Origin of the sequence: Campylobacter concisus, assembly GCF_003048375.1 — a bacterium.
GTDB lineage: Bacteria > Campylobacterota > Campylobacteria > Campylobacterales > Campylobacteraceae > Campylobacter_A > Campylobacter_A concisus_T.
The window spans coordinates 1,759,608-1,783,212 of the sequence record NZ_CP021642.1 but is presented as its reverse complement, the minus strand read 5'-3'; the positions used below and the strand labels follow the sequence as shown (position 1 = coordinate 1,783,212).

General features: G+C 40.9%; 19 protein-coding genes, 1 tRNA gene and 1 pseudogene. 10 read left to right on the top strand and 11 right to left on the bottom strand.

Annotation, left to right across the window (positions count from 1 at the left end; genetic code table 11):
* Positions 1 to 273: 273 nt before the first annotated feature.
* From CCS77_RS08845 to CCS77_RS08835, 3 genes and pseudogenes are all read left to right on the top strand, one after another.
* Positions 274 to 1,371 carry a PepSY-associated TM helix domain-containing protein gene (locus CCS77_RS08845; protein WP_107917182.1) on the top strand — a complete coding sequence of 366 codons (1,098 nt, stop codon included), beginning with the start codon at positions 274 to 276 and terminating at the stop codon, positions 1,369 to 1,371.
* Positions 1,352 to 3,482 (top strand): annotated as a pseudogene (locus tag CCS77_RS08840) (TonB-dependent siderophore receptor). Before CCS77_RS08845 ends, CCS77_RS08840 begins: the two are co-directional and overlap by 20 nt.
* Before the next feature lie 96 nt (positions 3,483 to 3,578).
* The gene (locus CCS77_RS08835; protein ID WP_107917181.1) at positions 3,579 to 4,091 is read left to right on the top strand and encodes a chemotaxis protein; all 513 of its coding nucleotides are present in this window, start codon (positions 3,579 to 3,581) and stop codon (positions 4,089 to 4,091) included.
* Here CCS77_RS08835 and CCS77_RS08830 read toward each other — a convergent pair.
* From CCS77_RS08830 to CCS77_RS08805, 6 genes are all read right to left on the bottom strand, one after another.
* Positions 4,088 to 5,662 carry a Na+/H+ antiporter gene (locus tag CCS77_RS08830; RefSeq protein WP_107917180.1) on the bottom strand — a complete coding sequence of 525 codons (1,575 nt, stop codon included), beginning with the start codon at positions 5,660 to 5,662 and terminating at the stop codon, positions 4,088 to 4,090. The genes CCS77_RS08835 and CCS77_RS08830 overlap by 4 nt on opposite strands.
* Before the next feature lie 166 nt (positions 5,663 to 5,828).
* Positions 5,829 to 6,890, bottom strand: coding sequence for a type I restriction endonuclease (locus CCS77_RS08825; protein ID WP_103575474.1), 1,062 nt, complete (start codon positions 6,888 to 6,890; stop codon positions 5,829 to 5,831).
* 87 nt (positions 6,891 to 6,977) lie between these two features.
* Positions 6,978 to 7,065, bottom strand: a tRNA-Ser gene (locus tag CCS77_RS08820).
* A 43-nt stretch (positions 7,066 to 7,108) separates the two neighbouring features.
* Complete coding sequence (locus CCS77_RS08815) at positions 7,109 to 7,591, bottom strand: GNAT family N-acetyltransferase (protein ID WP_107917179.1); 483 nt, start codon at positions 7,589 to 7,591, stop codon at positions 7,109 to 7,111.
* Between the two features lie 2 nt (positions 7,592 to 7,593).
* The gene (locus CCS77_RS08810) at positions 7,594 to 8,397 is read right to left on the bottom strand and encodes a M48 family metallopeptidase (protein WP_107917178.1); all 804 of its coding nucleotides are present in this window, start codon (positions 8,395 to 8,397) and stop codon (positions 7,594 to 7,596) included.
* 561 nt (positions 8,398 to 8,958) lie between these two features.
* Positions 8,959 to 9,927, bottom strand: coding sequence for a putative transporter (locus CCS77_RS08805; RefSeq protein WP_107917177.1), 969 nt, complete (start codon positions 9,925 to 9,927; stop codon positions 8,959 to 8,961).
* 109 nt (positions 9,928 to 10,036) lie between these two features.
* Between CCS77_RS08805 and CCS77_RS08800 the strand changes: the two genes are divergently transcribed.
* Complete coding sequence (locus tag CCS77_RS08800; RefSeq protein WP_107917176.1) at positions 10,037 to 10,483, top strand: DUF411 domain-containing protein; 447 nt, start codon at positions 10,037 to 10,039, stop codon at positions 10,481 to 10,483.
* A 39-nt stretch (positions 10,484 to 10,522) separates the two neighbouring features.
* Here CCS77_RS08800 and CCS77_RS08795 read toward each other — a convergent pair whose 3' ends face one another.
* Positions 10,523 to 11,836 (bottom strand): sodium-dependent transporter, encoded by a 1,314-nt coding sequence (locus CCS77_RS08795; RefSeq protein WP_107917175.1) that lies wholly within the window; start codon positions 11,834 to 11,836, stop codon positions 10,523 to 10,525.
* Positions 11,837 to 12,006: 170 nt separating this feature from the next.
* Here CCS77_RS08795 and CCS77_RS08790 point away from each other — a divergent pair, with 170 nt between their 5' ends.
* Complete coding sequence (locus CCS77_RS08790) at positions 12,007 to 13,347, top strand: hemolysin family protein (protein WP_009295308.1); 1,341 nt, start codon at positions 12,007 to 12,009, stop codon at positions 13,345 to 13,347.
* Between the two features lie 453 nt (positions 13,348 to 13,800).
* Here CCS77_RS08790 and CCS77_RS08785 read toward each other — a convergent pair whose 3' ends face one another.
* From CCS77_RS08785 to CCS77_RS08775, 3 genes are read right to left on the bottom strand one after another with little or no spacing between them, the layout of a single operon-like run.
* Entirely contained in the window at positions 13,801 to 14,472 is a 672-nt protein-coding gene (locus CCS77_RS08785) for a sugar transporter (protein WP_107917174.1), read from the bottom strand.
* Between the two features lie 9 nt (positions 14,473 to 14,481).
* A complete protein-coding gene (locus CCS77_RS08780; RefSeq protein ID WP_107917173.1) occupies positions 14,482 to 15,372 on the bottom strand; it encodes a DUF3137 domain-containing protein in 891 nt (296 codons plus the stop codon).
* A 9-nt stretch (positions 15,373 to 15,381) separates the two neighbouring features.
* Complete coding sequence (locus CCS77_RS08775) at positions 15,382 to 15,945, bottom strand: LemA family protein (protein ID WP_107917172.1); 564 nt, start codon at positions 15,943 to 15,945, stop codon at positions 15,382 to 15,384.
* A 158-nt stretch (positions 15,946 to 16,103) separates the two neighbouring features.
* Between CCS77_RS08775 and CCS77_RS08770 the strand changes: the two genes are divergently transcribed.
* From CCS77_RS08770 to CCS77_RS08760, 3 genes are read left to right on the top strand one after another with little or no spacing between them, the layout of a single operon-like run.
* Positions 16,104 to 16,949 (top strand): fumarate hydratase, encoded by an 846-nt coding sequence (locus CCS77_RS08770; protein ID WP_107917171.1) that lies wholly within the window; start codon positions 16,104 to 16,106, stop codon positions 16,947 to 16,949.
* 9 nt (positions 16,950 to 16,958) lie between these two features.
* A complete protein-coding gene (locus CCS77_RS08765) occupies positions 16,959 to 17,519 on the top strand; it encodes a Fe-S-containing hydro-lyase (RefSeq protein ID WP_002942950.1) in 561 nt (186 codons plus the stop codon).
* A gap of 43 nt (positions 17,520 to 17,562) precedes the next feature.
* The gene (locus CCS77_RS08760; protein WP_107917170.1) at positions 17,563 to 18,102 is read left to right on the top strand and encodes an L-cystine-binding protein TcyA; all 540 of its coding nucleotides are present in this window, start codon (positions 17,563 to 17,565) and stop codon (positions 18,100 to 18,102) included.
* Here CCS77_RS08760 and CCS77_RS08755 read toward each other — a convergent pair.
* Positions 18,080 to 18,553 carry a cysteine permease gene (locus tag CCS77_RS08755; protein ID WP_107917169.1) on the bottom strand — a complete coding sequence of 158 codons (474 nt, stop codon included), beginning with the start codon at positions 18,551 to 18,553 and terminating at the stop codon, positions 18,080 to 18,082. The genes CCS77_RS08760 and CCS77_RS08755 overlap by 23 nt on opposite strands.
* 94 nt (positions 18,554 to 18,647) lie before the next feature.
* On the opposite strand from CCS77_RS08755, the gene CCS77_RS08750 reads away from it, so the two are divergent.
* On the top strand, positions 18,648 to 19,022 hold the full coding sequence (locus tag CCS77_RS08750) for a RidA family protein (RefSeq protein ID WP_103597002.1): 375 nt from the start codon (positions 18,648 to 18,650) through the stop codon (positions 19,020 to 19,022).
* An 86-nt stretch (positions 19,023 to 19,108) separates the two neighbouring features.
* Entirely contained in the window at positions 19,109 to 23,398 is a 4,290-nt protein-coding gene (locus tag CCS77_RS08745) for a retention module-containing protein (protein WP_107917168.1), read from the top strand.
* Positions 23,399 to 23,605: the final 207 nt, after the last annotated feature.

Sequence of the window (23,605 nt, the reverse complement as noted above, 5' to 3'; positions counted from 1 at the left end):
ATTTAAATAATAACATTTCATCGTCCTAAACGGACCCTCCTTTTTGTAGCGGTTAAGACTTTGCTTCCCCCTTTTCTGGCTTTTCCGCTTACACAAAGAGGAGTTGTCTCTCTTTTTTAAATCAAATTTTTACCTTTGCAAACTCAAATTTCACAAACGGCAATTTCTTTTTAAAATTATATTTTGATAATGGTTTTAAAAATTATAAAAGCAAAAATCTTATAAAATTGCGAGCTGTTATCAAGACTAACTTTTATAAAGGTGGCAAAAGGGGTGAAATTTTTAAATTTAAAGCTTTTTTACAAGGTGCATGCGTATTTGTCGCTTCTCTTTTTTATCCCGCTTGTCGTAGTTTGCTTTAGCGGTGCGATCCTAGTTTATAAAGACGAGCTAAACAGCCTTTTTCATCCAAATATCGTAAATGTAAATTTAAACAAAGAAAATTTGAGCAAAAGGATCAGCTTTGATGAGCTAAGAGATATCGTCGCAAGCGAGCTTAGCGGCTACGAGATGGTTGGCATAAACATCGATGCAAACCCTAAAAAATGCGACAAAATCTGGCTAATCGAGCATAACGATAGCAAAAAAGAGTGGAAATTTATCTATTTTGATGCTTTTAGCGGCAAGATAAAGAGCGAGCCACTTGCGCACGATGAGGGATTTTTCGGGGTTTTGGCGCATATCCATGAGGAGCTCTTGCTTGAAAAAAGTGGCAACATTATCCTTTTTCTAACAGCTATTTTTACATTTTTTATCTGCATTAGCGGCTTTGTGATCTACCGTAAATTTTGGCTAACTCTGCTTAGACTGCGCGTAAATGGGCTAAATGTTTTCATGAACGACATCCACAAGATAATAGGAATTTTTTGCACGCCAGTTTTGCTGCTCATTTGCATAAGTGGCGCCTGGTGGGAATTTCAGATGGCACGCGCGCCAGAGTTTAAAAATGACTTCGTAATAGACGCAAAAATTTACAACAAAAGTTTATCCCTTGATGAGCTGGTGGCTAGCTCGAAAAAGGAGATCAAAGGCTTTGAGCCACACTTTATCTCGCTGCCTTTCATACAAGGGGCAAACATCCGCATCTTTGGCTACGTGATGTGGCAAAGCTTTTTGCATAACGAATACTCAAGCGTGATCACTTATGACAAAGATAGCGGCAAACTAGTTAGCGTCTTAGACATAAAAAATGCAAATTTAAGCGAGAAAATCCTCTCAGCCTTTAGAAGATCGCACTTTGGAAACTACAACCAAACTACAAAATTTATCTGGTTTATAGTGGGTATCTCGCCGTTAGTTTTGAGCATCTCAGGGCTTTATCTGTGGTTTAGAAAATTTAAAAGGAGAAAAAATGAAAAAAATTTTACTTAGCTTAGTTGCTTTAAATTTGGCGTTGCCTCAAATTTACGCTAGTGAAAACGAGAAGGTTTTAGAAGCGGTCGATGTCGTGGAGAGTGAGCGAAGAGACGATGCAAACTACTTTGCAAAAGAGCTTGTAAAGAGCACAACTAGGCTAAATTTAACCTCTCGTCAAACGCCCCAGTCGCTAACTGTGCTAGCAGAGCTAGGCTAAAAGATCAAGGCATCAAAGACTATCAGGTGCTTCTTAGAAATGTCCCTGGCGTCACGCTAAATAAATGGGACGAGCGCGTATATCCGACGGCTCGTGGCTTTGCGATAGATTATTACTTGCTTGATTCGATGCCTAGCTTTGGCGGCTTTAGCCTTGGCGCAAATGATATGAGCTTGCTGCCTTATGAGAGAGTTGAGGTGGTAAAAGGGGCAAATGGCCTGCTTGCAGGCGCTGGTAACCCAGCTGCAAGCTTAAATTTCATAAGAAAAAGAGCAGACTCAAAGGAGCTAAAAGGAAATTTTGGCGTAAGTGCTGGCTCATACGATAGATACGGCGTAAATGGTGATGTGCAAACGCCTGTAAATGAGAGTGGAAGCGTCAGAGCAAGGCTTTCATTTATACATGAGAAGTCGCACTCTTATATGGATTATTACAACCGAAAAAATAGCGCGATTTACGGCGTAGTCGATAGTGACATAGGCGATAGCTCATGGGGCTTAGTCTTGGTGCGTTTTATCAAGAGCTAAGACGCCGTGGCGTTAGGTGGGGAGGTATGCCGGCATTTTACACAGATGGCTCTAGGACAAATTTTAGTAAAAATGAAATTTTCTCTCAGCCTTGGACGAGGTGGGATATAAAAACACTTGATTTTTATGCTGATTTTAAGCACTACTTTGAAAATGAAGCGAGCTTAAATTTAAGCTACTCATTTAGGCGCGCAAATACTGATTCAAATTTACTTTATTACGGCGGACAAGGTAACAAAGGAGAAGTAAATTTAGACGGCACTGGCAATATAAACGGTCTTAGTATCTACGCAAACAAAAGAGAGGAGAATATCCACAACGTAGATGCATACGCAAATATCCCTTACGAGATAGCAAATTTATCTCATGAGTTTGTCTTTGGCGCGATGTATAACAACTATAAAAAAAGTAGCGATAAGGTAAGTAGCTACTGGTTGCAAAGGACTACACCAGCTGGGCTTGCTTATACAGCTAGAAGTAGGATAGACTTTAAAAATTTACACCTTGATGATCCAAAATTTCCTTACGAAGATCAAAATAACAAAGATAAAACGATACAAAAGGCATTTTACGCGGCAAATAAACTATCAATCACCGATGAGCTTAAATTTTTGCTAGGTGCTAGGGTGAGCTACTACAAATACGAGATCGAAGGTGGCAAAGACAATAGAAATTTCACAAATGAGATCACGCCATATCTTGGCATCACTTACGACATCGGAGCAAACCACACTCTATATGCGAGCTACACGAGCATATTTAAACCCCAAAACGTAAAGGACGCAAACGACAAATATCTTGATCCGATCCAAGGCAAAGACTATGAAGTGGGCATCAAAGGCGAGTATCTTGACGGGGCACTTCAAGCAAGTCTTGGCGTCTTTAAGATCGTGCAAGACAAGCTTGGCATAAACACTGGCAAGAAAAATCCAGCGACAAATGCCGATATATATGAAGCTGGCAAAGGCGTGACAAGCAGGGGCGTCGAGCTAGATCTAAACGGCGAGATCACTAAAAATTTAAGCCTAAGCTTTGGCGCAACGCACTTTAACGCAAAAGATGCTAATGGCGAGAAATACGCCACCGACTCATCAAGAAGCACGGCAAATTTATTTGCAAAGTATGAATTTAGGGACTTTAGAGTAGGGGCTGGAGCTATGTATAAGAGTAAAATTTACACTGGCAATGGCGCAGGTGAGATCACACAAAAGGGCTACACCTTGGCAAATTTGATGTTTGGATATAAATTTGGTAAAAACTTTGACGTGCAGCTAAATATCGACAATCTCTTTAATAAAAAGTACTACGAGGGCATCGGCAAAAACATGATGGTTTATGGCGATCCACGCACATTTAATCTCAGCTTTAACTATAAGTTTTAGCTAAATTTACTCTAATGCGCCAGCTAAATTTCTAGTTGGCGCTCTTCATTTTTTGCATAGTAGGTGTATAATTTCAAAAAAAATAAGGAATTTGCATTGCTTAAAGTAGAAGTGATATATAAATTTTGTCTTGTTTGCGCTCTTGCTTGTGGTATCTGCCTGCTTGCATTTACTGGGCTAAATTTCGCCATGGGTGATTATAGTGAGTGGATGATGAGCACGCACAAATTTGCAGGAGCTTTGATCGTTTGTGCCGTGATCTTGCACCTTTTTAACCGCAGAAGAAAGCTAGTAAAGCTCATAAATGAGATGATCGATGTCACCACGCACCGCAAAAATCCAACTATATGCAACATGGACCGCATCATCGCTTCGCTTGAGCCTTACACTATCAGTGAAATTTCACGCATGCTTGGCTTTGATGAGGCCGAGTTTTGCAAGAGCTTGCGCGAAAATGATGTTAAATTTAATGACGCTAGCCAGACTTTACGCCAGATCGCGAGGCTAAACGATGAGAAGATATTTTTCGTGCTAGTTCTCATCGTCGAAGCCAAATTTGGCAAGAGATTTTGCGGTGCGGTAAGTTGCAATGTCGCAAGAAAATTTTAGTACTCGCTATGCTCCTGCCACCTTCGCTCCTCAAGGTCGATGTGATACAAAAAGATCCTGATGATCTCTTCGTCGATTTTTGGGTCTTTGTTTAGCTCACGAAGCGCCTTTCTTTGTTCCTCTAAAATTTCAAAATACCTCTGTTTTGTCTCGTCACTGATCTCAAAATTTTCGCTCTCAAGCTCGAAATTCCAAACCTCCTCAAGCTTTTGAAATAAAAAATGCTCATCGCCCACAAATTTCTCCTTTTTAAATTTAAGCGAAGCCTGCGCAAGTGCCTTTTTGATCTTGATCCTTGCAAGTTCATTTGGCATGTGGTCGTTAAAGTCTGGAAATTTCACGCTTTTGATGAGCAGTGGCAAGCTTAGCCCCTGAACTACGAGCGTTAGCAAGATCACGACAAAGGTGATAAACAAGATGAGATCTCTATGCGGAAACGGCTCGCTACCAGCCATGGCGGGGATAGAGAGTGCCGTAGCTAGCGAGACTACGCCCCTCATGCCCGCCCAACCGACGATAAATGGTGTGGCTTTGCCAGGGTTGCGATCATCCGCCACGCTGATAAAGCGCTTCATAAATATCGTGATATAAACGGCTCCGTATGATGCCAAAAGCCTAATGACGATGAGCACGGCAGTCACCAAAACGCCGTAAGATAGTGCCTCAAGCAGCGAGACACCGCTACGCTTTAGCCCTGCTAAAATTTCAGGCAGATCAAGGCCGATCATGGTAAAGGCAAGGCCGTTTAGCAAGAAAATAAGGTTGTACCAAACGGGGAAAGCGTGGATCCTTGTTGAAGCGGTTAAAATTTCGTTTCGTTTTGTCGAGAGGTAAAGTCCGCCGCAAACTACCGCCAAAACGCCGCTCGCGCCAAGCTCCTCAGCTAAAATATACATAACATAAGGCGTCGTGATCGTCATGATCGTATCGCTGTTCTCATCGGTTGGCAAGGTCTTATGCAAAAAGTAGGCTACTAATGCCACCACAAGACCGACCAAAACACCGCCAGCCACCATCCAGACAAAGCTTGCAGCCGCCTTGTACCAGATAAACTGCCCAGTAGTCACTGCCACTGCGGCAAAGCGAAAGATGATGAGCGATGATGCGTCATTTAAAAGGCTCTCGCCTTCTAAAATAGCGCTGATCCTGCGCGGTGCTTTGACAAATTTAAAGATCGCAGCCGTACTCACCGCATCTGGTGGTGAGACGATGGCGCCAAGCATGAAGCCAAGGGCGAGCGAGAAGCCAGGGATCACTAAATTTGCTATCAAAGCAACTGCTGCTGCGCTTATGAAAACCACGATAAAGGCGAAACTGCCGATCGTACGGCGCCATTTATAGAGCTCTTTTAGCGAGTTTGCCCACGCAGCCTCATAAAGAAGTGGCGGCAAAAATATGATGAAAATAAGCTCGGGATCGATCTTGATACTTGGTAAATTTGGCACAAAGCTAATGGCCAGCCCGCCAAGGACTAATAGCACCGGATAGGCGACCTTTAGGTGGTTTGAGACCATCACTAATGCGATGATGATGGCTAGCAGTGCGAAAAACAGCAGCAAGTGTTCGATCATTTTGTCTCTTTTTGGTTTTATAAATTTGCATTAAATTTAGGAGATTTTAGCACTTTAGGTTTAAATTTTTTAAATGCCTTAGTATTAGATGTTTTTGTGTGACATAAAAAATATGAAAGTAAATTTATTTAGCAGAGCGAAAAGCTCTGCCGTGATAGTTTGTGTATTAGTTTTGACTAGCGTAAAATTTAGCTACTTCACACAATTTTTCAGAATAGGCATAAATATCCTCGATCCTATCAAGTTGAAATCTTGTTTCGTTTTTTTCGCTATCCATTATGCCTATTTGTTTTTTATTATCTGTGAAGTATAGTCTGCATATCGGCTTGCGGTTATTATCGTTAAAGAATATTGCAAAATAAGACTGAGCATCCCTGTATGTTATATTTTCTACATTAGTAACCGCTGCCAATATCGCTCTAACAATATAAAAGGCGTCTAACTCCTCTTGTGTGGTTATGACCTTATTTTCGTCTTCTTGGGGTGGCAAAGGCTCTGCTTCTTTCTTTGTCTCCTTATCAAGTGCTGACGTTAGCCTATCTCTTACCATATCGTTAATGCGCCCAGCAAAGACTGCTTTTAGTAAAGGCATGATCTGCTCGACCCTTTTTTCGGTTGCTACTTGGTCGCTGATCTTTCTAAAAAAGTATGATGCGAATTCTCGACTAGGATTTTCAAGCTCAGCGCTAACTACTTTTTCGAGTTGGTTTGTATATTTTAGGTTATTTGCAGTGTTGAAAATATTTTCTAAGTCAAAATTCTTTTTATGAAATTTCTCGAGTTCAAGCACTTGTGTATCTTTTATTTTTGTTATATCAAAGCTTAAAAATGGAGTTGTATCCATTATATTTTTCTCTTCTAAGTCGGTATAAAATTTATAATCACGACCATTTGTCAAAATCGCAAATTTAGCTCTGCTGACATTAAAGTATCTAAGTAACTGTGACTCGTTTTTAGCATTTAGTTCAGCTCCTATCTTTTTACACTCAACCAAAAGAACTGGCTCATTATTTTGAAAAATAGCGTAATCTATACGCTCTCCCTGTTTTGTGCCAATATCTTGGGTATATTCAGGCATTACCTCTAATGGGTTAAAAACATCATAGCCTAAAGCCCTGATAAAAGGCATTATAAAAGCGTTTTTTGTTGCTTCTTCTGTTGTTATGCTAGCCCCTAGTTTTTCTATATTAGCGGCTATCTCTTTTATTTTTGCCTTTACTTCATCCATAAAACACCTCCTGCTTTTTTGATATTTTAACGATTAAAAGTAAAATGAAGGTCAAGGAGTTTTTAAGGGTTGTAGTTGCTGTTAAAATGGCGGGTAGAGAGAGATTCGAACTCTCGGTGAGTTGCCCCACACACGCGTTCCAGGCGTGCTCCTTAAACCGCTCGGACATCTACCCAAGAAGAAGGTGATTATATCTTCATTTGCTTAATGCTTGGCTTTTAGAGCTTTAGCCCCAAGATAACGACATCTTTATACTCGCCATCCATCAGGCAAACGCCAGGCAGTTCGCCCCATTTTTCAAAGCCAAATTTCAAAAACAGCCCAAGGCTTGCTTCGTTTTTGCTAAAGATTAGCGCGATGACGTTTTTTAAATTTAGCCCTCTAGCTTCATTTAGGCTGTGGGCTAAAAGCTGCTTGCCGATGCCCTTTTTAAGGGCTTCTTTAGCGACATAGATGCTTATCTCTACGCTTATATCGTAAGCGATCTTGGGATTGAAGTCACTTAGCGAGCAGTAGCCTAAAATTTCATCATTTTCTTTGTAGATAAAGATAGGGCGCGAGCCGCCGTGGGCGTTAAACCAAGGCTCTCGCTCCTTTGTGCTAACTGGCCGCATATCAGCAGTCGCACTTCTGTCTAAGATGTAGTCATTATAAATTTGCGTGATCGCTTCAAGGTCGCTTAAATTTGCTCGCTCGATCAAGCCTAACCTTTTTTGGTTGCTTGATAGATCGGCTCAAGCTTTGCTGCGATCTCTTTTAGATCCTTGATCCTGCTCTCGTTTGATGGGTGAGTGCTTAAAATTTCAGGTATTTTACCGACATTCATCTTGCTCATCTTGACCCAAACTTCGACCGCCTCTTTTGGATCATATCCAGCTCTTGCCATTAGCTCAGTGCCGATGTGATCGGCCTCGGTCTCGTGTGAGCGAGAAAATGGCAGTGAGATGGTGTATTGGCTGGCTAAATTTAGAGCGCTTGCGCCAAGGTCGCCAAGTCCTGTGGCGGTTGCGACTGCGAAGATGCCGATGTTTTTGAGCTGGTCGGTACTCGCTTGCTCCCTGCTGTGCTCTCTAAGCGCGTGGGCGATCTCGTGACCCATGACCGCTGCTAGCTGTGCATCTGTCAAATTTAGCTTTTTAATAATACCGCTATAAACGACGATCCTGCCACCTGGCATACACCAAGCATTTAGCGTATCTTCGTTGATGACATTTACTTGCCACTTCCATTTTAGGGCATCCTCTCTGAAAACGCCAGTTTGCGCGATCAGCCTTTTTGCAATATCTTGAACCCTTTTTGTGAGGATCGGATCGACGTTTAGCTCGCCCTTGCTTCTAGCAGCTGTTAGTGTCTTGACGTAAGCCTGAGCCGAGCTTTGCTCCATCGCTTCAGAAGATACTAGCATGAACTGCTTGCGATCTGCGCCCACGACGCCTGACTTTGTGACGCTCGTGCAGCCTGTGATAAGCATGCTAGCTGTTAATAACGTAAGTAAAAATTTTTTCATTTTCATCCTTTTTGGATTAAAATTTGGCGTATTATAGCCTGAGTTGGATATGCATTGTTAAACGAGGGGTGAAATTTAAATTTTGCGATTTCAAAAATAGAAATTTACTATCGCACAAATTTTAAAATTCCATTCACTCGCAAGAATTGACTACTAAAATTTGGCTTCGCTCACCGCTTAGCTCAAATTTTAGAGCCGAAATTACTCGCTCATGAAATTTTTCAATTTGCGAAAACTTACTTGATAGCAAAACACATGCGGCACGATAGTGCTATCGCATGCACTTCTAACGTGCGAGGGGTTTGGGGGATTTAAAAAGGGGGATAAGGGGACGGACTTCGTGTCTGCCCCGCAGTTGCGAGCTAGCGAAGCAAAATTCAAGTCCCCTTGTCACCCTTTTGAATAAAAAGAATTTACAAATTTTAAATTTTCATTCACTCGTAAGAATTGACTACTAAAATTTGGCTTCGCCTACAGCTTAGCTCAAATTTTAGAGCCGAAATTACTCGTTCATAAAATTTTAAAATTTATCCGAGTTTCTTCAGTATGTAAATTTAACCCCTACGCTTTATAGCCTATATTTCTCTCAAATTCTCTCAAACGCTTATTAACCGATCTTAGCTCCGTTATCGTCGTCCAGTTATCGATAAAGACGCTAAAACTCTCTCTGACCTGCGAGAAAGCATTGCTAGCTTGGATCAAAACGCCAAGCGTGATGACGCCGCTAAATAGGCCATTGCCCATGATGATGTAAGGCACGATGACAAGAATTTGCGAAAATGAGATGAGCCAAAGATTAAAGTAGCCATAGTGCAAAAAGAGCTTATAGTAGTTTAGTTTGAGCCCAGTAAAAAGCTCTAGCATGACGTTTGGCTGGCAAAATTTAAGCTTATCATCCTCGCCATAAACTAGCTCTTTTCTAAACGCCGCCTCCGCTTTTTGGTTGTTATACTCAAGGTGTGGCAGCTTTATACCCACAAACCACGATACGATGAGGCCTCCGATGCTAATTAGTAGCGCGATATAAACTAGCGAGCCTTCGATATCCTTGATGAAAGGCAGGCTCACGCTTTTGCTTAGCTCCCAAAGCACTGGTATAAAGGCGATCAGCGTCATAAATGCCTTTAAAACCTGCACGCCAAGGCTCTCCATGATCTTGGCAAAGCGATAAACGTCCTCTTGGATACGCTGTGAGCTGCCCTCGATGTCGTTTTGGCAGTTTCGCCAAAATTTGAGATACTTAAAGGTCATCGCCTCCCTCCAGCGAAAGACCCAGTGGCTCGCAAAGAACGATATCACCGTGTAGGTTACGACATAAGGCATGGCGATCTTTAAGAAATTTAATATCCCTTGCCAAAACTCATCTACATTGTGATCCTTTGAGTTTTGCATGATGTCGTAGAAATTTTTATACCACTCGTTGATGCGGACATTTAGATGCGTTTGATAGACAAGCAGCAAGATGATAAATAGCGCTCCGCCGTAAGCCCAAAGAGCCCATTTTTTATCTTTGAAAAATGATGAAAACATAAAGTGCCTTTTGTAAATTTTGGCAATTATAGCAGGCAAGGGTTAAGCATTTATATAAAATTTAAACCCAAACTATATCATTTTGCAAATTTTAATGTAAAGGAAAATGATGAAGAAATTTGCATTTTTAGCTCTTAGCTTTTGTGCGACCTTAGCGCTTGGGGCCGATATGAAGGTCTATAAAAGCCCAACTTGCGGTTGTTGTGGCAACTGGGCGAGTGCTATGCAAAAGGCTGGCTTTAGCGAAGAGACCATCAAAGTAGATGACTTGGTCAAGGTTAAAAAAGAATTTCACGTGCCACTAGAGCTTTCAAGCTGCCACACAGCTATCGTTGATGGCTACGTTATCGAGGGTCACGTGCCAGCTGATGAGGTCAAGCGCCTGCTAGAGCTTAAACCAAAAGATGTCGTTGGTATCGCGGTGCCTGGCATGCCTATGGAGAGTCAGGGCATGGAGCAAGGCGGCAAAGCTGAGCAATACGACGTCATACTCTTCAAAAAAGATGGCTCACAAGAGGTCTTTGCTACTTATATCGGCTCTAAAAAGCTAAAATAACTTCAAATTTAGACTTAGCTCGTCTTTTGATGGGCTAAGTTAAAAAGAAATTCCCTTGCTAATGGCGATGATGCAGAGCAAAAAGGCTATTGGCACATAGATAAATTTACCCACAAAATACCAAAATGAGCCGTAAGTTTTATTTGCTCCTGAATTTACCTCGTCTAAAATTTCTTCTTTTTTAATGATCCAAAACCAAGATATTGCGCCGATGACTGCGCCGATTGGGATGATGTAGATAGAAACAAAGTCCATCCAAGGCCCCCAGCTACTAATAGGCTCCATAAACGCTCCAAAGCCAAAGCAAACCACGCAAAGTAGCACAAGCACCCAAAATCTGCTAAGACGCGGGAATTTATGCATAAGCGACTCAGCCACGACCTCAAACATATTTTGAAGCGAGGTGATGCCACCAAAGATGACCGCGGTAAATAAGATGATCGCAAAAATTTGACCGCCGATCATATTTTGTAAAATTTTAGGAAGCGTTACGAAAAGTAGCTTTGGACCCTCAGCTGGATCCATAGCGTAGGCAAAGACTGCTGGGATCATGACAAGTGCTGCCACAAGGGCTGCAAGCGTGTCAAAAAATGCCGTAGTTTTGGCGCTTTCTACGATGTCCTCGTCTTTTGAAAGATATGCTCCATAAACTATCATGCCTGATCCCGTGATAGAGAGCGAGAAAAAGGCTTGACCCATCGCTGTGACCCACACCATCGGATCTTCAAGCTTGCTAAAATCAGGGATAAATAGAAATTTATACCCCTCAAATGCGTTTGGAAGCATCGCGACATTTGTAGCCAAAATGGCAAATAACACGAAAAATAGTGGCATCATTATTTTATTAGTCTTTTCGATGCTTTTTGCTCCAAAAAATAGCGTAAGAAGCGTGCCAACGATGACTATGAAGTGATAGGGCAGGACCGAGTACTCGTGAAGTGCAAATGAGTTAAACCAAACATTTGTATCAACGCTCATAAATGAGCCAGTAAGCGCCTGGGTAAGGGCTTTTAGCACGTAAGCGATGATGACAGCGTAGCCGATGGCTATGCAAAGCGAGCCAGCAAGTGGGAGCCAGCCAACGATGCTACCGATGACGCCTAAATTTCTACTTTGCCAAGCAAATTTATATGATCCTAGCGTGCCAGTCTTTGCTCGTCTGCCGATCGCATACTCAGCGCTTAAACCAACGTAAGAAAAAAGCGCTACGAAAAATATGTAGATGAGTAAAAACGCTCCACCACCATTTGTGCCAAGCTTGTAAGGAAAGCCCCAAACATTTGCCATACCAACGGCTGAACCAACTGAGGCTAGTATAAACGCCCAGCGTGATGAAAAATTCTTTTTGCTCATTGTAAAATCCATAATTTTAGTGATGAAAATAATGTTACCAAAATATGATTTAAGAACTTTTTATAAATCTTAAATTTAAGAAATGTTGTTACTTTTGGGCGCGGCTAATTTGACCGCTAAATATAAATTCGCTATAATCAGCCAAAATTTTTAACTCTTAAGGATCATAATTGTACCCCAGTAGCGATAACTCGCTTTTAATGGTAATACTTGCCATTATATTCATTTTACTAAACGCATTTTTTGTTTTGTCGGAATTTTCCCTTGTTAAGGTTCGCAAGTCTAGACTTGAAGAGCTTATAAAAGAGAAAAAGCCAAACGCCCAGCTTGCCTTTGAGATGTCAAACAAGCTTGATACCTACCTTAGCGCCACTCAGCTTGGCATCACGCTAAGCTCACTCGCCCTTGGTTGGATCGGTGAGCCAGCAGTCGCAAGGCTCATAGAAGCCCCACTTAAAAATGTTTTTAATCTTAGCGATATCTTAGTTCATACAGTCGGCTTTGCGATCGCATTTACGCTTATCACGCTACTTCACGTCGTTATGGGTGAGCTTGTACCAAAGTCAGTCGCCATAGCCAAATCAGAATCAGCAGTGCTTAAAATCGCCCGTCCGCTTCACTTTTTCTGGATACTATTTTCGCCTATCATAAAGCTTTTTGACATCCTAGCTACATCCGGACTTAAAATTTTAGGCATCCAGCCAGCAAAAGAGAATGAGCTAGCGCACTCTGAAGAGGAGATCAAGATCATCGTTGGCGAGAGCTTAAAGGGCGGCGTGCTTGATAGTTTTGAGACTGAGATCATCAAAAATGCAGTTGATTTTAGTGATACGGTCGCAAAAGAGGTTATGACGCCAAGGCGCGACATGATCTGTATAAACAAACAAAAGAGCTTTGAAGAAAATTTACAAGTCGTTTTTGAGTCAAAATATACTCGCTATCCTTATATAGACGGCTCAAAAGATATCATTTTGGGCATGATACACATTAGAGATATCTTACAGCTGCACTTTAGCGAGGATAAAGAGAAGAGCTTTGATGCGATCGTGCGTAAATTTGTCATCGTGCCTGAGAGCCTTTCTATATCAAAGGTGCTTGTGATGATGAACAAGGAGCAAATTTCAGCGGCACTTGTCGTTGATGAGTATGGCGGCACGGCTGGACTTCTTACGATGGAGGATATCATGGAGGAGGTGCTTGGCGACTTTAACGACGAGCACGATGAGGTTGATCAACACTATAAAAAGATAAATGAAAACATCTATGAATTTCAAGGCAGATACGATCTAGAGAGCGTTGAGGAGCTTCTTGGCATAAGCTTTGATGAAGAGACCGATCAAGTCACGATCGGCGGATATGTCTTTAACCTTATCGGTCGCTTGCCAGTAGTTGGGGATAAGATCGAGGATGAAAACTGCTACTACGAGGTGAGAAAGATGGATGGAGCTAGCATCTCACGCGTAAAAGTTAGAAAAAAGATAAAAGAAGAAGAGGAGCCTGCTCAGGCTTAGTTTATAAATTTAATGGCTTTTTGAGCCATTAAATTTAACCTCGCAAAATCATAAAAAATAGGGCAAATTTAAGTGGCATTGTGCTTTTTAAAAACTCTAAGCCATCAAATTTAGCTTTTAAAACCACAAAATTTAAAGTGGCACTACCTTTTTAAATAGCTCTCTAAAACGTTACCGCCGCTTTTTTCGTAAATTTGGTTATAAATTTTAAAATGGCTTGCTAGTTTTAAAATTTATCAACCGCTCGCAAAAGTAGCTGCGACTGATATTGCTTGTGATATTTAAATTTACTAAAGTTTATTAGCCTTGGCGGGGAGATATGATGTCACGAAATTTCGTCATAAATTTCTCTATCGCGCTCATCTATGATTTAGCAAATAAAACAAAAGAGCTAAATTATTTTGTAAAACCCTAAGTAATGCCTCTTAATAGCTCTTTTATAGCCAAATTTGCTTATCTATTTTTATGTGTAAATTTATCTTGATAAAAGCGTGCTAGATCTTTGCCATGCTTTAATGCTAGCTCGTAGTAGGGCGCGTCTGGGTCCTCTTCTATCATCTCATAGAGCTTTTTACGAAGCTCTGGCAAAAGGCGAAGATTGCTATAGTCTATATTCTTTTTATACGCTGGCAAGCCTTGTAAGAGCAGGGCATTTGAGTAGTTTATGCCACCAGTTTTGCTGCCAGTAATGTTAAATTCATTCTCATATTGCGCGCGAGTTAAGCCAGTTGGTATGCTAAGCTCTCCCCGTTGTAGGCAAATTTTATCATTGCTACTTACGATATACTCTGGAAATTCTAACTCTTGGTAGTTTATATCTTCGTGATCATAATAGACCCACTTTATGCCGTCTTCATTTTTGCGGTTGAAACTGCTTTTGTAGATGAAGCTACCTGGGATTATAAATTCACGGCTTTTTAGCACCGGCGTATCTGCTATATCTTTATAAACAGCAACCAAGTAGCAGTCACTAAAAAAATCAAGCGGCCAAAGAAGGCCCTCATTCGCTCGCTTTACAAGGCGGTTTTTAATATCAACTAAGATTTTGCCAAAGAAATATCTCTTGTAGTAATCATTATAGACGTAAAATATGTCGCCTTCTTTGAGCTTTGTCTTATCTGGCATTTTATAAATTTAGCTCTTCCAGATGTTTTTGTTTAGCTCCAGATCACGCACGATCTCCACAAAGTCGCTAACTCCTGCGATGTAGTTTTGCACGCTCTCGTTGCTGTTTATCGGCTTTTTAAGATCAGGCTCAAAGCTGTCCTTTCTAAGATCGATCGCGATGAAAATTTCATTTTTTAAAAACACTGCCGAGAGTGGGGCGTTAAATTTAGTTCTTAGAGTGGTTAAATTTTCCATCAGCTTTGGCGTCAGAGCGTATCTAGCGGCGATCTGATCGGTCGTGTAGGTTTTAAAGAGCTCATTAAATTTAGGATTATCCATCGTCGCTTGCTCGCCATCGCTTCTTAGATCAGAAGTTTGCTTTTTATCGCAGACGTAGATCGTGGCGTTTAGCTCTTTTTTAAACTCAGCCTTTAGCAAAATGCCTTGAAATTTTACCGTTGTTGTGGTGCGTTTCTCGCCTTGCGTCTCTTTTGCCGCATAAAAATCACAAAGCTTAAACTGCGTCTCATCGATCTGTCCGTAGATCATATCTTCTGCGTAGTGTCTATTTACGTCAGCGTCATAAATTTTAAAAAAATCATCCAAACTTAGCCCGCCATTTGCGCTGAAATTTAGACCATAGTTTTTTACGATGACGCCAACTACTTTTTGTTTAAATTTTGCTATAAGCTCGTTTTTTAGCCCATTTATCGTCTTGCCAAGATAAAAAACTCCGCCGATTAGCAAAAAGAAAAATAAATTTCCAAGGTGCAGTGATGCCAAAAAACCACTTACAACTATGATGCCAAGAAAGCCATAAACGATCATTTTAAAGGCTTTTTGCCCCATGGCAAGACGCTCTTTTTCAAGCTCGTCAAGATCGCTTAGATCAAGGCCTTTTAGTTCGTCTGCTTGCATTTTTATGCCTTATTTTTTAAAAAGATCACCGACGTTTGGAGCAACTGCTTCATTTTCAGGGATATCAAAAAACACATCTTTGTGAAAGCCAAACATTGAAGCTACGATGTTTGAAGGAAACATCTGTGTGGCGTTGTTGTAAATTTCAACAGCTGAGTTGTAAGCACGTCTGGCAGCTGAAATTTGCTCTTCAATCTCATTTAGTGTGCTTTGGATGTGAAGTAAATTTTGATTTGCTTTTAGATCAGGATAGTTTTCTACGCTTACTCTTAAACCATTTAGCAAGCTTGAAATTTTGTTATTTAGCTCAAATTTCTCCTCATTTGTAGAGGCGCTTCTAGCACTCTCTCTAAGGGCAGTGATGTTTTCTAGTAGGCCTTTTTCATGCACCATGTACTCTTTTGCAGTAGCTACTAAATTTGGTATGAGGTCATATCTTCTTTTTAGCTGTGCGTCGATGCCAGCCTCCACGCTTTTTACCTGGTTTTGCTTTGCAACAAGTGAGTTGTAAAGGCTGATGAAAAAGACAAAAATGACTGCGATAACAAGTATCACGATGACTAACGAATTCATAACTTTTCCTTTGAAATTTAAGTTTGTTGTAGTTTATCCAAAGTTGCTTAAGAGTATTTAAACACCGATGTTGGGTGATTAAATTTAATATTATAATTTAATCTTAAATTTTACATATAATTTATATAATTAAAAATTGTTTTTTACGAGGAGGATAAATGAGAACGGTAAACGTAAAAGATATAAAAGAGACTGTTGCAAAGCTTTGCAAACAAGCCTGTTACGTCGTTACACCAGATCTAAAGGCTGCTTTTACAAAAGCTCAAACCACTGAGAGCTCATCTCTAGGTAAAGATATCTTGGGTAAAATTTTGCAAAATGCCAAGCTAGCAGAAGAGGGCGTTGCACCTATTTGTCAAGATACAGGTATGACAGTTGTCTTTGTAGAGATCGGTCAAGACGTGCATATAGAAGGCGGATATATCGAAGATGCGATCAATGAAGGTGTTGCGAAGGGCTACACTGAAGGCTATCTTAGAAAATCAGTCGTTGCTGAGCCGCTTTTTGAGAGAAAAAACACTACAAACAACACTCCAGCGGTCATCCACACTAGGATCGTGCCAGGAGATAAGCTAAAGATAAAAGTCGCTCCAAAGGGCTTTGGTAGTGAGAACAAATCAATACTAAAAATGCTTGTGCCAGCTGATGGCATAGAGGGCGTTAAAAAGGTATTTTTAGAGGCTGTAAAATATGCTGGACCAAACGCTTGCCCTCCAATGACAATAGGCGTTGGCATAGGCGGCACTATGGATAAAGCGGCACTTCTAGCCAAGCAAGCTGCAGTTCGTCCAGTAGATAGCAAAAATGCCGATGTAAGATATGCAAAACTTGAAGATGAGCTTCTTGAGCTTGCCAGCAAAACAGGCGTCGGTCCTCAAGGACTTGGCGGCGATACAACTGCTATAAAAGTAAATGTCGAGTGGTATCCAACCCACATCGCAGGCCTACCAGTAGCCATAAATATCAACTGCCACGCTGCACGCCACGCAGACGCCGAGCTTTAAGGAGATAACATGTCAGAAGTAAAAAGAATAACAGCACCATTTGATAAAGAGGTGGTAAAAAGCCTAAAAGCAGGCGACAATGTCCTAATCTCAGGCACTATCATCGCTGCTCGTGACGCCGCTCACAAGGCGCTAACAGAGGCTCTAGCACGTGGCGAGAAGCTACCAGTTGAGCTAAAAGGCGAAACTATCTACTACGTCGGGCCAACACCAGCTAAACCAAACCAAGCTATCGGTGCAGCAGGCCCAACAACAAGCGGCAGAATGGACAAATACACACCAACTATGATAAACGAAGTTGGCATAAATGGCATGATCGGCAAGGGATATCGCAATGATGCAGTGGTTGATGCGATGAAAAAATCATGCTGTGTTTATATGGTCGCTATCGGCGGCATCGGAGCGGTCATTAGCCAAAGTATCAAAAAATATGAAGTCTTGGCATATCCAGAGCTAGGACCAGAGGCAGTCGCAAGGCTCACAGTAGAGGACTTCCCAGCGATAGTCGCTATCGACTGCGAGGGCAATAACTTCTACGAAGTCGGTCAAGCACCTTACAAAAAAATCTAAATTTGATCCGCTAGCAGCCTAAGCTAGCGGAATTTCTCCTAAAATGAAAACTTTTTGCAACGATCAAGCAAAGCCACTACTTAAATTTTTTACCAAAACCAAAAGCGAGATTATAAATTTAAAGCTAAAGCAAATTTTAGAAGAGGGCTTTGTCTCAAAACCGCAAGGGATATTTTTAAAAGCTGCCATAAGAAAAAGGCAGAAATTTGAGCAAAACAAGACGCAAAATGAGTGGTCGATAAATGAGATAGTAGTTTTTGAAAGCGAGTATGAGAGCTGCGAGGAGTATTTTAGCGATGTGGGGTTTTTTGTAGTGAAGCTGGCTGATAAATTTAGAACAAGTGGCATTAGCGAGGAGATAGTGCTTGCTGTTTCGTTTCAGGCGCTGCAGTTTATCACGCTGGGTAGTGAGGAGTTTAAATTTATATACGAAGACTACGATGAAAGCACAAACTCCGCTCACATTAAAATTTACGCCAAAAGAGAAAACGACGAAATTTTACTATATAAAGATGGATGTGGTGGCTATAAAACCGAAGCGCTAATCGTTTACGAGGTGGCTAGTAGTAGCCAAGACACATAGTCTCAGTTAGTTTTATGCGCTTTTCAAATGGCGCTGGCGAGAAAAATTTGCACTTTTCGATGTAAATCCTATACGAGTAGTTAAGCTTTAAATCATCATAAAATTTCTTTAAATTTAAAAATTTGATACCGCAAATTTCATGAAATTCAAAAAGATCATAAATTTTAGAGCCATTTTTTGCCACAAGGTGCGAGGGGGCAAGCGAGGTAAATGAGCAAAAAACGCCAGTTGGCACAAGACCATTTAACGGCGTGCAAGCTTGCAAAGCGCTTGCAAATTTCTCTGGGACGCTCTTTTTTCTAAGAAAAACGATGCGTGAGTTTTCAAATTTAGCGCTGATGGCATTTTTCCAAAAGAGATAGGCGTTTGATGAGATGCCGGCGTTTTTGGCAAGCTGAGCGCCAAGCACGTAGTCATCTAAAAATTCGTTTGGTGCAAGGGTTATTTGCATCTTTGTCCTTTTGAAATTTTGCTCATTATAGCCTTTGGTGCCTAAAAATTTAGAAATTTATAGTAGGATTTTGCCAAAATTTAAAGGAGAAGATATGAAAAAACAAATTTCAACAAAAAACGCTCCACAAGCGATCGGACCGTACTCTCAGGCGATTAGCGCGAATGGATTTTTATTTATCTCAGGTCAGCTTGGCGTCACACCAGCAGGTGAGTTTGCAGGTAGCAATGTAGAGGCACAAGCCGAGCAATCACTTACAAATTTACAAAACATTTTGGCTGAGGCTGGACTTAGTTTTGATAATGTCGTAAAGACTACGATCTTTTTAGCAGATATGGCAGATTTTGCTAAAGTAAATGTCACATACGCTAAATTTTTCAAAGAGCCATATCCAGCCAGAAGCACGGTGGCTGTGAAGACTTTGCCAAAAGATGCACTTGTAGAAATTGAGGTTATCGCAGCACAATAATATCACAACTGTACCCAAGTACAATATACAAAGAGGATTAAAATGTCTTAAAATTACGTAAAATTTATTTTACGATAAGGATAGACATGCAAACTCAAGTAGGAGTAATCAAACAAATCTCAGGCTTAGTAGTAGCTGTAGATCAAAATGGCGTTAGCCGCGTTTTAAAAGTTGGCGACGCTTTATATCTTGGGGAGGTTATAAAGACCTCTTCAGCTTCTTCTAAAGCCGTAGTTTCAATGGACAATGGCAAAGATGTCACCATCTTGGGTGATGAGTCGTTAAAGCTTGATGAAAATGTAGCCGCAGGACAAAATTCAAATAAAGTAGCCGATGTTAGTGACTTGCAAAAAGCGTTGTTAAACGGCGAAGATCTAACAAAACTAGAGGAGACTGCCGCTGGTGGTAACGCAGCCGCAGCTGGTGGTGGAGATGGCGTTAGCCTTGGTGCAGCGTCGTTTGATGAGGGCGGTCACTACTCAAATATCAATGAAAATTTTCGCTCTATAGGCGACCTAAACAGCGCAAGAGGTGCTGAGAGGATAGGCGGCGTAAGCGGCGCAGCCGATAATGCTGGTGGTGACACTGGTTTTGTAGATACTACTATCCCAACAGTAACTCTAGATCCAATTAACAACACTTCAACAGTAGTAACTGGTAAGGTTCCAAACCCAGATCCAAATACCACTGTAATTGTTGAAATTCCTGGTCATACCCCAGTTACAGTTCCAGTAAATCCTGATGGTACATTTAGTGTTCCTACACCAGATAATAAACCACTAAAACCAGGTACTGAGGTAAAAGTTACTCCAAAAGATGATGCAGGCAATGGTACACCAGTTACTACTCCAGTATCAGACGTTGTACCGCCACAAGTAGATCTCACCCCAAAGGCTGACGGCACAGTTGATGTAGTGCCTCACGACAATGACGCGACAAAGGTTGAAATTTCATACACAGATAATGGTGGCAACACGCAAACTATAACCGTGGTCAAAAACCCAAGCGCCGGCTGGGTCGTAGATAGCACATCTGGCAAGACGACAGCTCCAACAGGTGCTTTCAAGCTTGATCCACATAGTGGCAAGGTCACTATCAGCGACAATGCGACAAAAGACAACACTCCAGTGATCGCAAAGGCCACTGATGGCGCTGGCAACACAGCCACAGGCGAGACTACTGCTCCAGATAAATTTACTATCAAATTTAATGATGATGCAGATGGCAATGGCACTATCACAAGAGGCGAGAACTATGCCGAGGGTGGCGCAAAAGCTACTGCAACTATCAGCATACCAAACCTTGCAAAGGACAGCAGCAAGATACATGTCATAGGCACTGGCATAAATGACTATTACACAGTTCATAAAGATGCTAGTGGCAATATTACAAGCGTTGTAGATACAAAAGGCAACAATGCATTTGACGGCGATAATGGCATAAAGGTTAGCTACGACTATAACCACTATCAAACAGCCCTCGGAAATGCAGCTAGTATCACAGCTGAGCTAGAAGGCACAACTCTTAAAGCTACTTCAAGTGTTAAATTTGAAAATGTCAAAATGGCTGACGTTGAATTTGTAGAGCTTGATAAGAATGGTAATGTTTTAAGCGATATGAAAACTGGCAATATAGATACTACTAGGAGGTATAATAGAGCCACGGCTGCACTTGATGGTGACATAAACCACACCACAGCTCGTATATCATTACCTGACAATATCCAAGATGGCGACGTTATAACCGTAAAATATGGTTTTGGACCTAGTGCTGCATCTTTAGCTGCAACAGGTGGCACAGATACGACTGCTTATAAGTATTTCTTAGTTCATAAAGCAGCTGATGGCTCTATGACGGTTGATCAGATCACTTCAGAGACTGATAAGACACCTATAAAATCAGGTCTTACATCTACAAATGGCGCTGGCGAGAAATTTGGTATAGATATCCACGATATGCCAACAGCCAACTATGATCATACACATTCACGTGGTATAGAAGTAAAAATAACAGGCGAAGATGATTCGAGTATGGGTATGAATTCTAGGTATATAAGTAGAGAAAGCATGCAAGCCCCAACTGTTATGTTTGTAGAAGGCAGCAAAGAATTTGATCCAGCTGTAGTAGGCAATGGTGGACCTGGATCTATTGGCATGAAAATGGAATATGCTGGACTAGATGGTGATATACACCACACAACAGCACGTATCAAGCTACCAAGTATCTTCTCAGATGGCGATAAACTAACAGTTGCTATAACTGACTATAACAAAATTTATGCAGATACTGGCGTAGTAAAATATCCAGATGATAATCCAGCTCCAACTGCTGTAAAGACATTTGTTATCCACAAAGCGGCTGATGGTACTGTGACATTTGACGAGGTTGATGCAAGCGGTAATGTCATACATGCAGGTATCCCATCAGTAAATAACAGTGCTATAGATGTATCTGAAATAACTCTATATAGTAGAGATGAAGCTGGTTTTGTTCACGCAACTCGTGTTGATGCGACCATCACAGATCATCTTAACCTAAATGGCAATGATAGCGCAAGCGACATTGCAAATTATGTCTTCCGTGAGACTGTAAATGTTAAAGATGTTACTATCACAACCGTACATGATGATTTTGGTAGCATAACAGGCGACATATCAAAAGGTGGAAAAACAGATGATAAAACTCCAGAGTTGATAGGCAAAGCAGATAAATTTGCTACGATCGAAATTTTTGATGGTACACACTCTTTGGGTACAACTACAGCTGACAAAGATGGTAACTGGAGCTTTACACCTAGCACCCCACTAAATGACGGCGAGCATAAATTTACAGCCAAAGCAACTATCGGTGGCTCTAGCAAGACAAGTGGCGAGTATGCAATAGATATAGATACTCATGTAAGTATCACACTAGAAAGTGTTGATCTTGTTGCAGATAGTAGTAGCTTACCAGGTGCAGGAACTATGCCATTGCCAGTAAGAAATTTAACAGGTGGAAAAATGCCTCTTAGTGACCACAATGATATTCTTAATGTTAGTGGTAATGTTACAGGTGGCGCTGAAGTACTAGCTGGTAAAGGAAATGATAAGATAAGTATAGGAGGATACTTAGGAGGTATTCTGGGCAATAAAGGTATCATTAATCTAGGTGAAAGTGATGCCAAACTAACTAAAACTGTTCGTATCTCAGTTAGCTCAGATGAAGACAATAGAGAATTTATCATCAAAGATGCAAATGACCATGAGATAGGTAGAGCTACTACTGATGCTAATGGAAAATTTGATGGGAAGGTAAATTTAACAAGAACTATTAGCCCTAATGAAAAAATAAGTGTCGAGATAAGCGATACTGTTGGCAACACAGCTTCAGATAGTAAAGTAGCTAGCCATATAGTTAATAGCAATGGAGCTCGCTATTATAACAATGAACTAGGAATAGGCACGGATGTTGATACTGGAACCATTATAGGTGGTAGCGGCAATGACAAGGTAGTAGTCGGAACCGCAAACCACGGTAGTCGTTATGTCACTGATGGATCTGAGATTAACCTAGGTGATGGGGACAATTATTTAAGTGTTTATTCAAATATATCTGGCTCTAAAGTTCAAATGGGTAGTGGTGATGATATAGTTAAAACCGGCTTTGACGAGGCGAATAATAAATTTACCAATGGAGATGGTTATATAACTGGTAAGTCAATAGTAGATCTAGGTGATGGTAATAATAAGCTTGATGTTGGAACTAATATCGATAACTCTAAAGTCACAACTGGAAGTGGCGATGACAATGTAGAAGTAAGAGGTTATATATGGAATGCTAGCGGTAAGATCGCAGGAACAAATGAAGAATATGGTGTATATCTAGGTGACGGAAATAATAAACTAAAAGTTGGCACAAACATAGATAACTCGAAAGTCACAACTGGAAGTGGCGATGATGTTATAGAAGCTGGAGGCTATGTCATAAATTCTAAGATAAATTTAGGTGATGGTAATGATACTATAACAGTTGGCTGGATCAAAGGCAATAACAACGACATCAACGGTGGTACTGGCTATGACAAACTAGCTATCACTAATCCAGGAACATCTATAAATTTAGATAGTATTGCAAGCCAAGCACACAACTTTGAAGAGCTTAATATCTCTAACAAGAGCCAAAATACTACTTTAAGCGTAAAACTAAGTGATGTTATAAGCTTAACAGATGGTGATAATACTCTAAAAATAACAGCTGATGCTGGAGATAAAGTAGAATTTAAAGATACTGGTTGGCAAAAGGGTGCATCAACTGACGGCTATACCGCATATACAAATGATACTAGCGGAACAACTGTTACTGTTGAGATCAAGGACGAAGTAACACAGCCTATGTAATCATAGAGGTAAATTTGCTATCAAAGTGGCGGCGTTAAATCAAACGGAGAGCAAGGAAGCTTATGTATCAGAAATAAAATTTAAATTTGTAAAATATTTTGCAATTATTTCAACTACCTTTAAGCATCCCTCATATATAATTCCAGCTCACGAAACGAGAAACCACCTTTAACTTCAACGTTAATAAAGCCTTTTTCTTATCGTTGT

Bases quoted from the DNA above. Each gene is read 5' to 3' on its own strand.
- CCS77_RS08770 (WP_107917171.1), top strand. From the start codon at position 16,104: ATGAGAACGGTAAACGTAAAAGATATAAAAGAGACTGTTGCAAAGCTT.
- CCS77_RS08765 (WP_002942950.1), top strand. From the start codon at position 16,959: ATGTCAGAAGTAAAAAGAATAACAGCACCATTTGATAAAGAGGTGGTA.
- CCS77_RS08745 (WP_107917168.1), top strand. From the start codon at position 19,109: ATGCAAACTCAAGTAGGAGTAATCAAACAAATCTCAGGCTTAGTAGTA.
- CCS77_RS08825 (WP_103575474.1), bottom strand. From the start codon at position 6,890: ATGGATGAAGTAAAGGCAAAAATAAAAGAGATAGCCGCTAATATAGAA.
- CCS77_RS08785 (WP_107917174.1), bottom strand. From the start codon at position 14,472: ATGCCAGATAAGACAAAGCTCAAAGAAGGCGACATATTTTACGTCTAT.
- CCS77_RS08830 (WP_107917180.1), bottom strand. From the start codon at position 5,662: ATGATCGAACACTTGCTGCTGTTTTTCGCACTGCTAGCCATCATCATC.
- CCS77_RS08750 (WP_103597002.1), top strand. From the start codon at position 18,648: ATGAAAAAACAAATTTCAACAAAAAACGCTCCACAAGCGATCGGACCG.
- CCS77_RS08805 (WP_107917177.1), bottom strand. From the start codon at position 9,927: ATGTTTTCATCATTTTTCAAAGATAAAAAATGGGCTCTTTGGGCTTAC.
- CCS77_RS08775 (WP_107917172.1), bottom strand. From the start codon at position 15,945: ATGAATTCGTTAGTCATCGTGATACTTGTTATCGCAGTCATTTTTGTC.
- CCS77_RS08800 (WP_107917176.1), top strand. From the start codon at position 10,037: ATGAAGAAATTTGCATTTTTAGCTCTTAGCTTTTGTGCGACCTTAGCG.
- CCS77_RS08755 (WP_107917169.1), bottom strand. From the start codon at position 18,553: ATGCAAATAACCCTTGCACCAAACGAATTTTTAGATGACTACGTGCTT.
- CCS77_RS08795 (WP_107917175.1), bottom strand. From the start codon at position 11,836: ATGAGCAAAAAGAATTTTTCATCACGCTGGGCGTTTATACTAGCCTCA.
- CCS77_RS08810 (WP_107917178.1), bottom strand. From the start codon at position 8,397: ATGAAAAAATTTTTACTTACGTTATTAACAGCTAGCATGCTTATCACA.
- CCS77_RS08760 (WP_107917170.1), top strand. From the start codon at position 17,563: ATGAAAACTTTTTGCAACGATCAAGCAAAGCCACTACTTAAATTTTTT.
- CCS77_RS08780 (WP_107917173.1), bottom strand. From the start codon at position 15,372: ATGCAAGCAGACGAACTAAAAGGCCTTGATCTAAGCGATCTTGACGAG.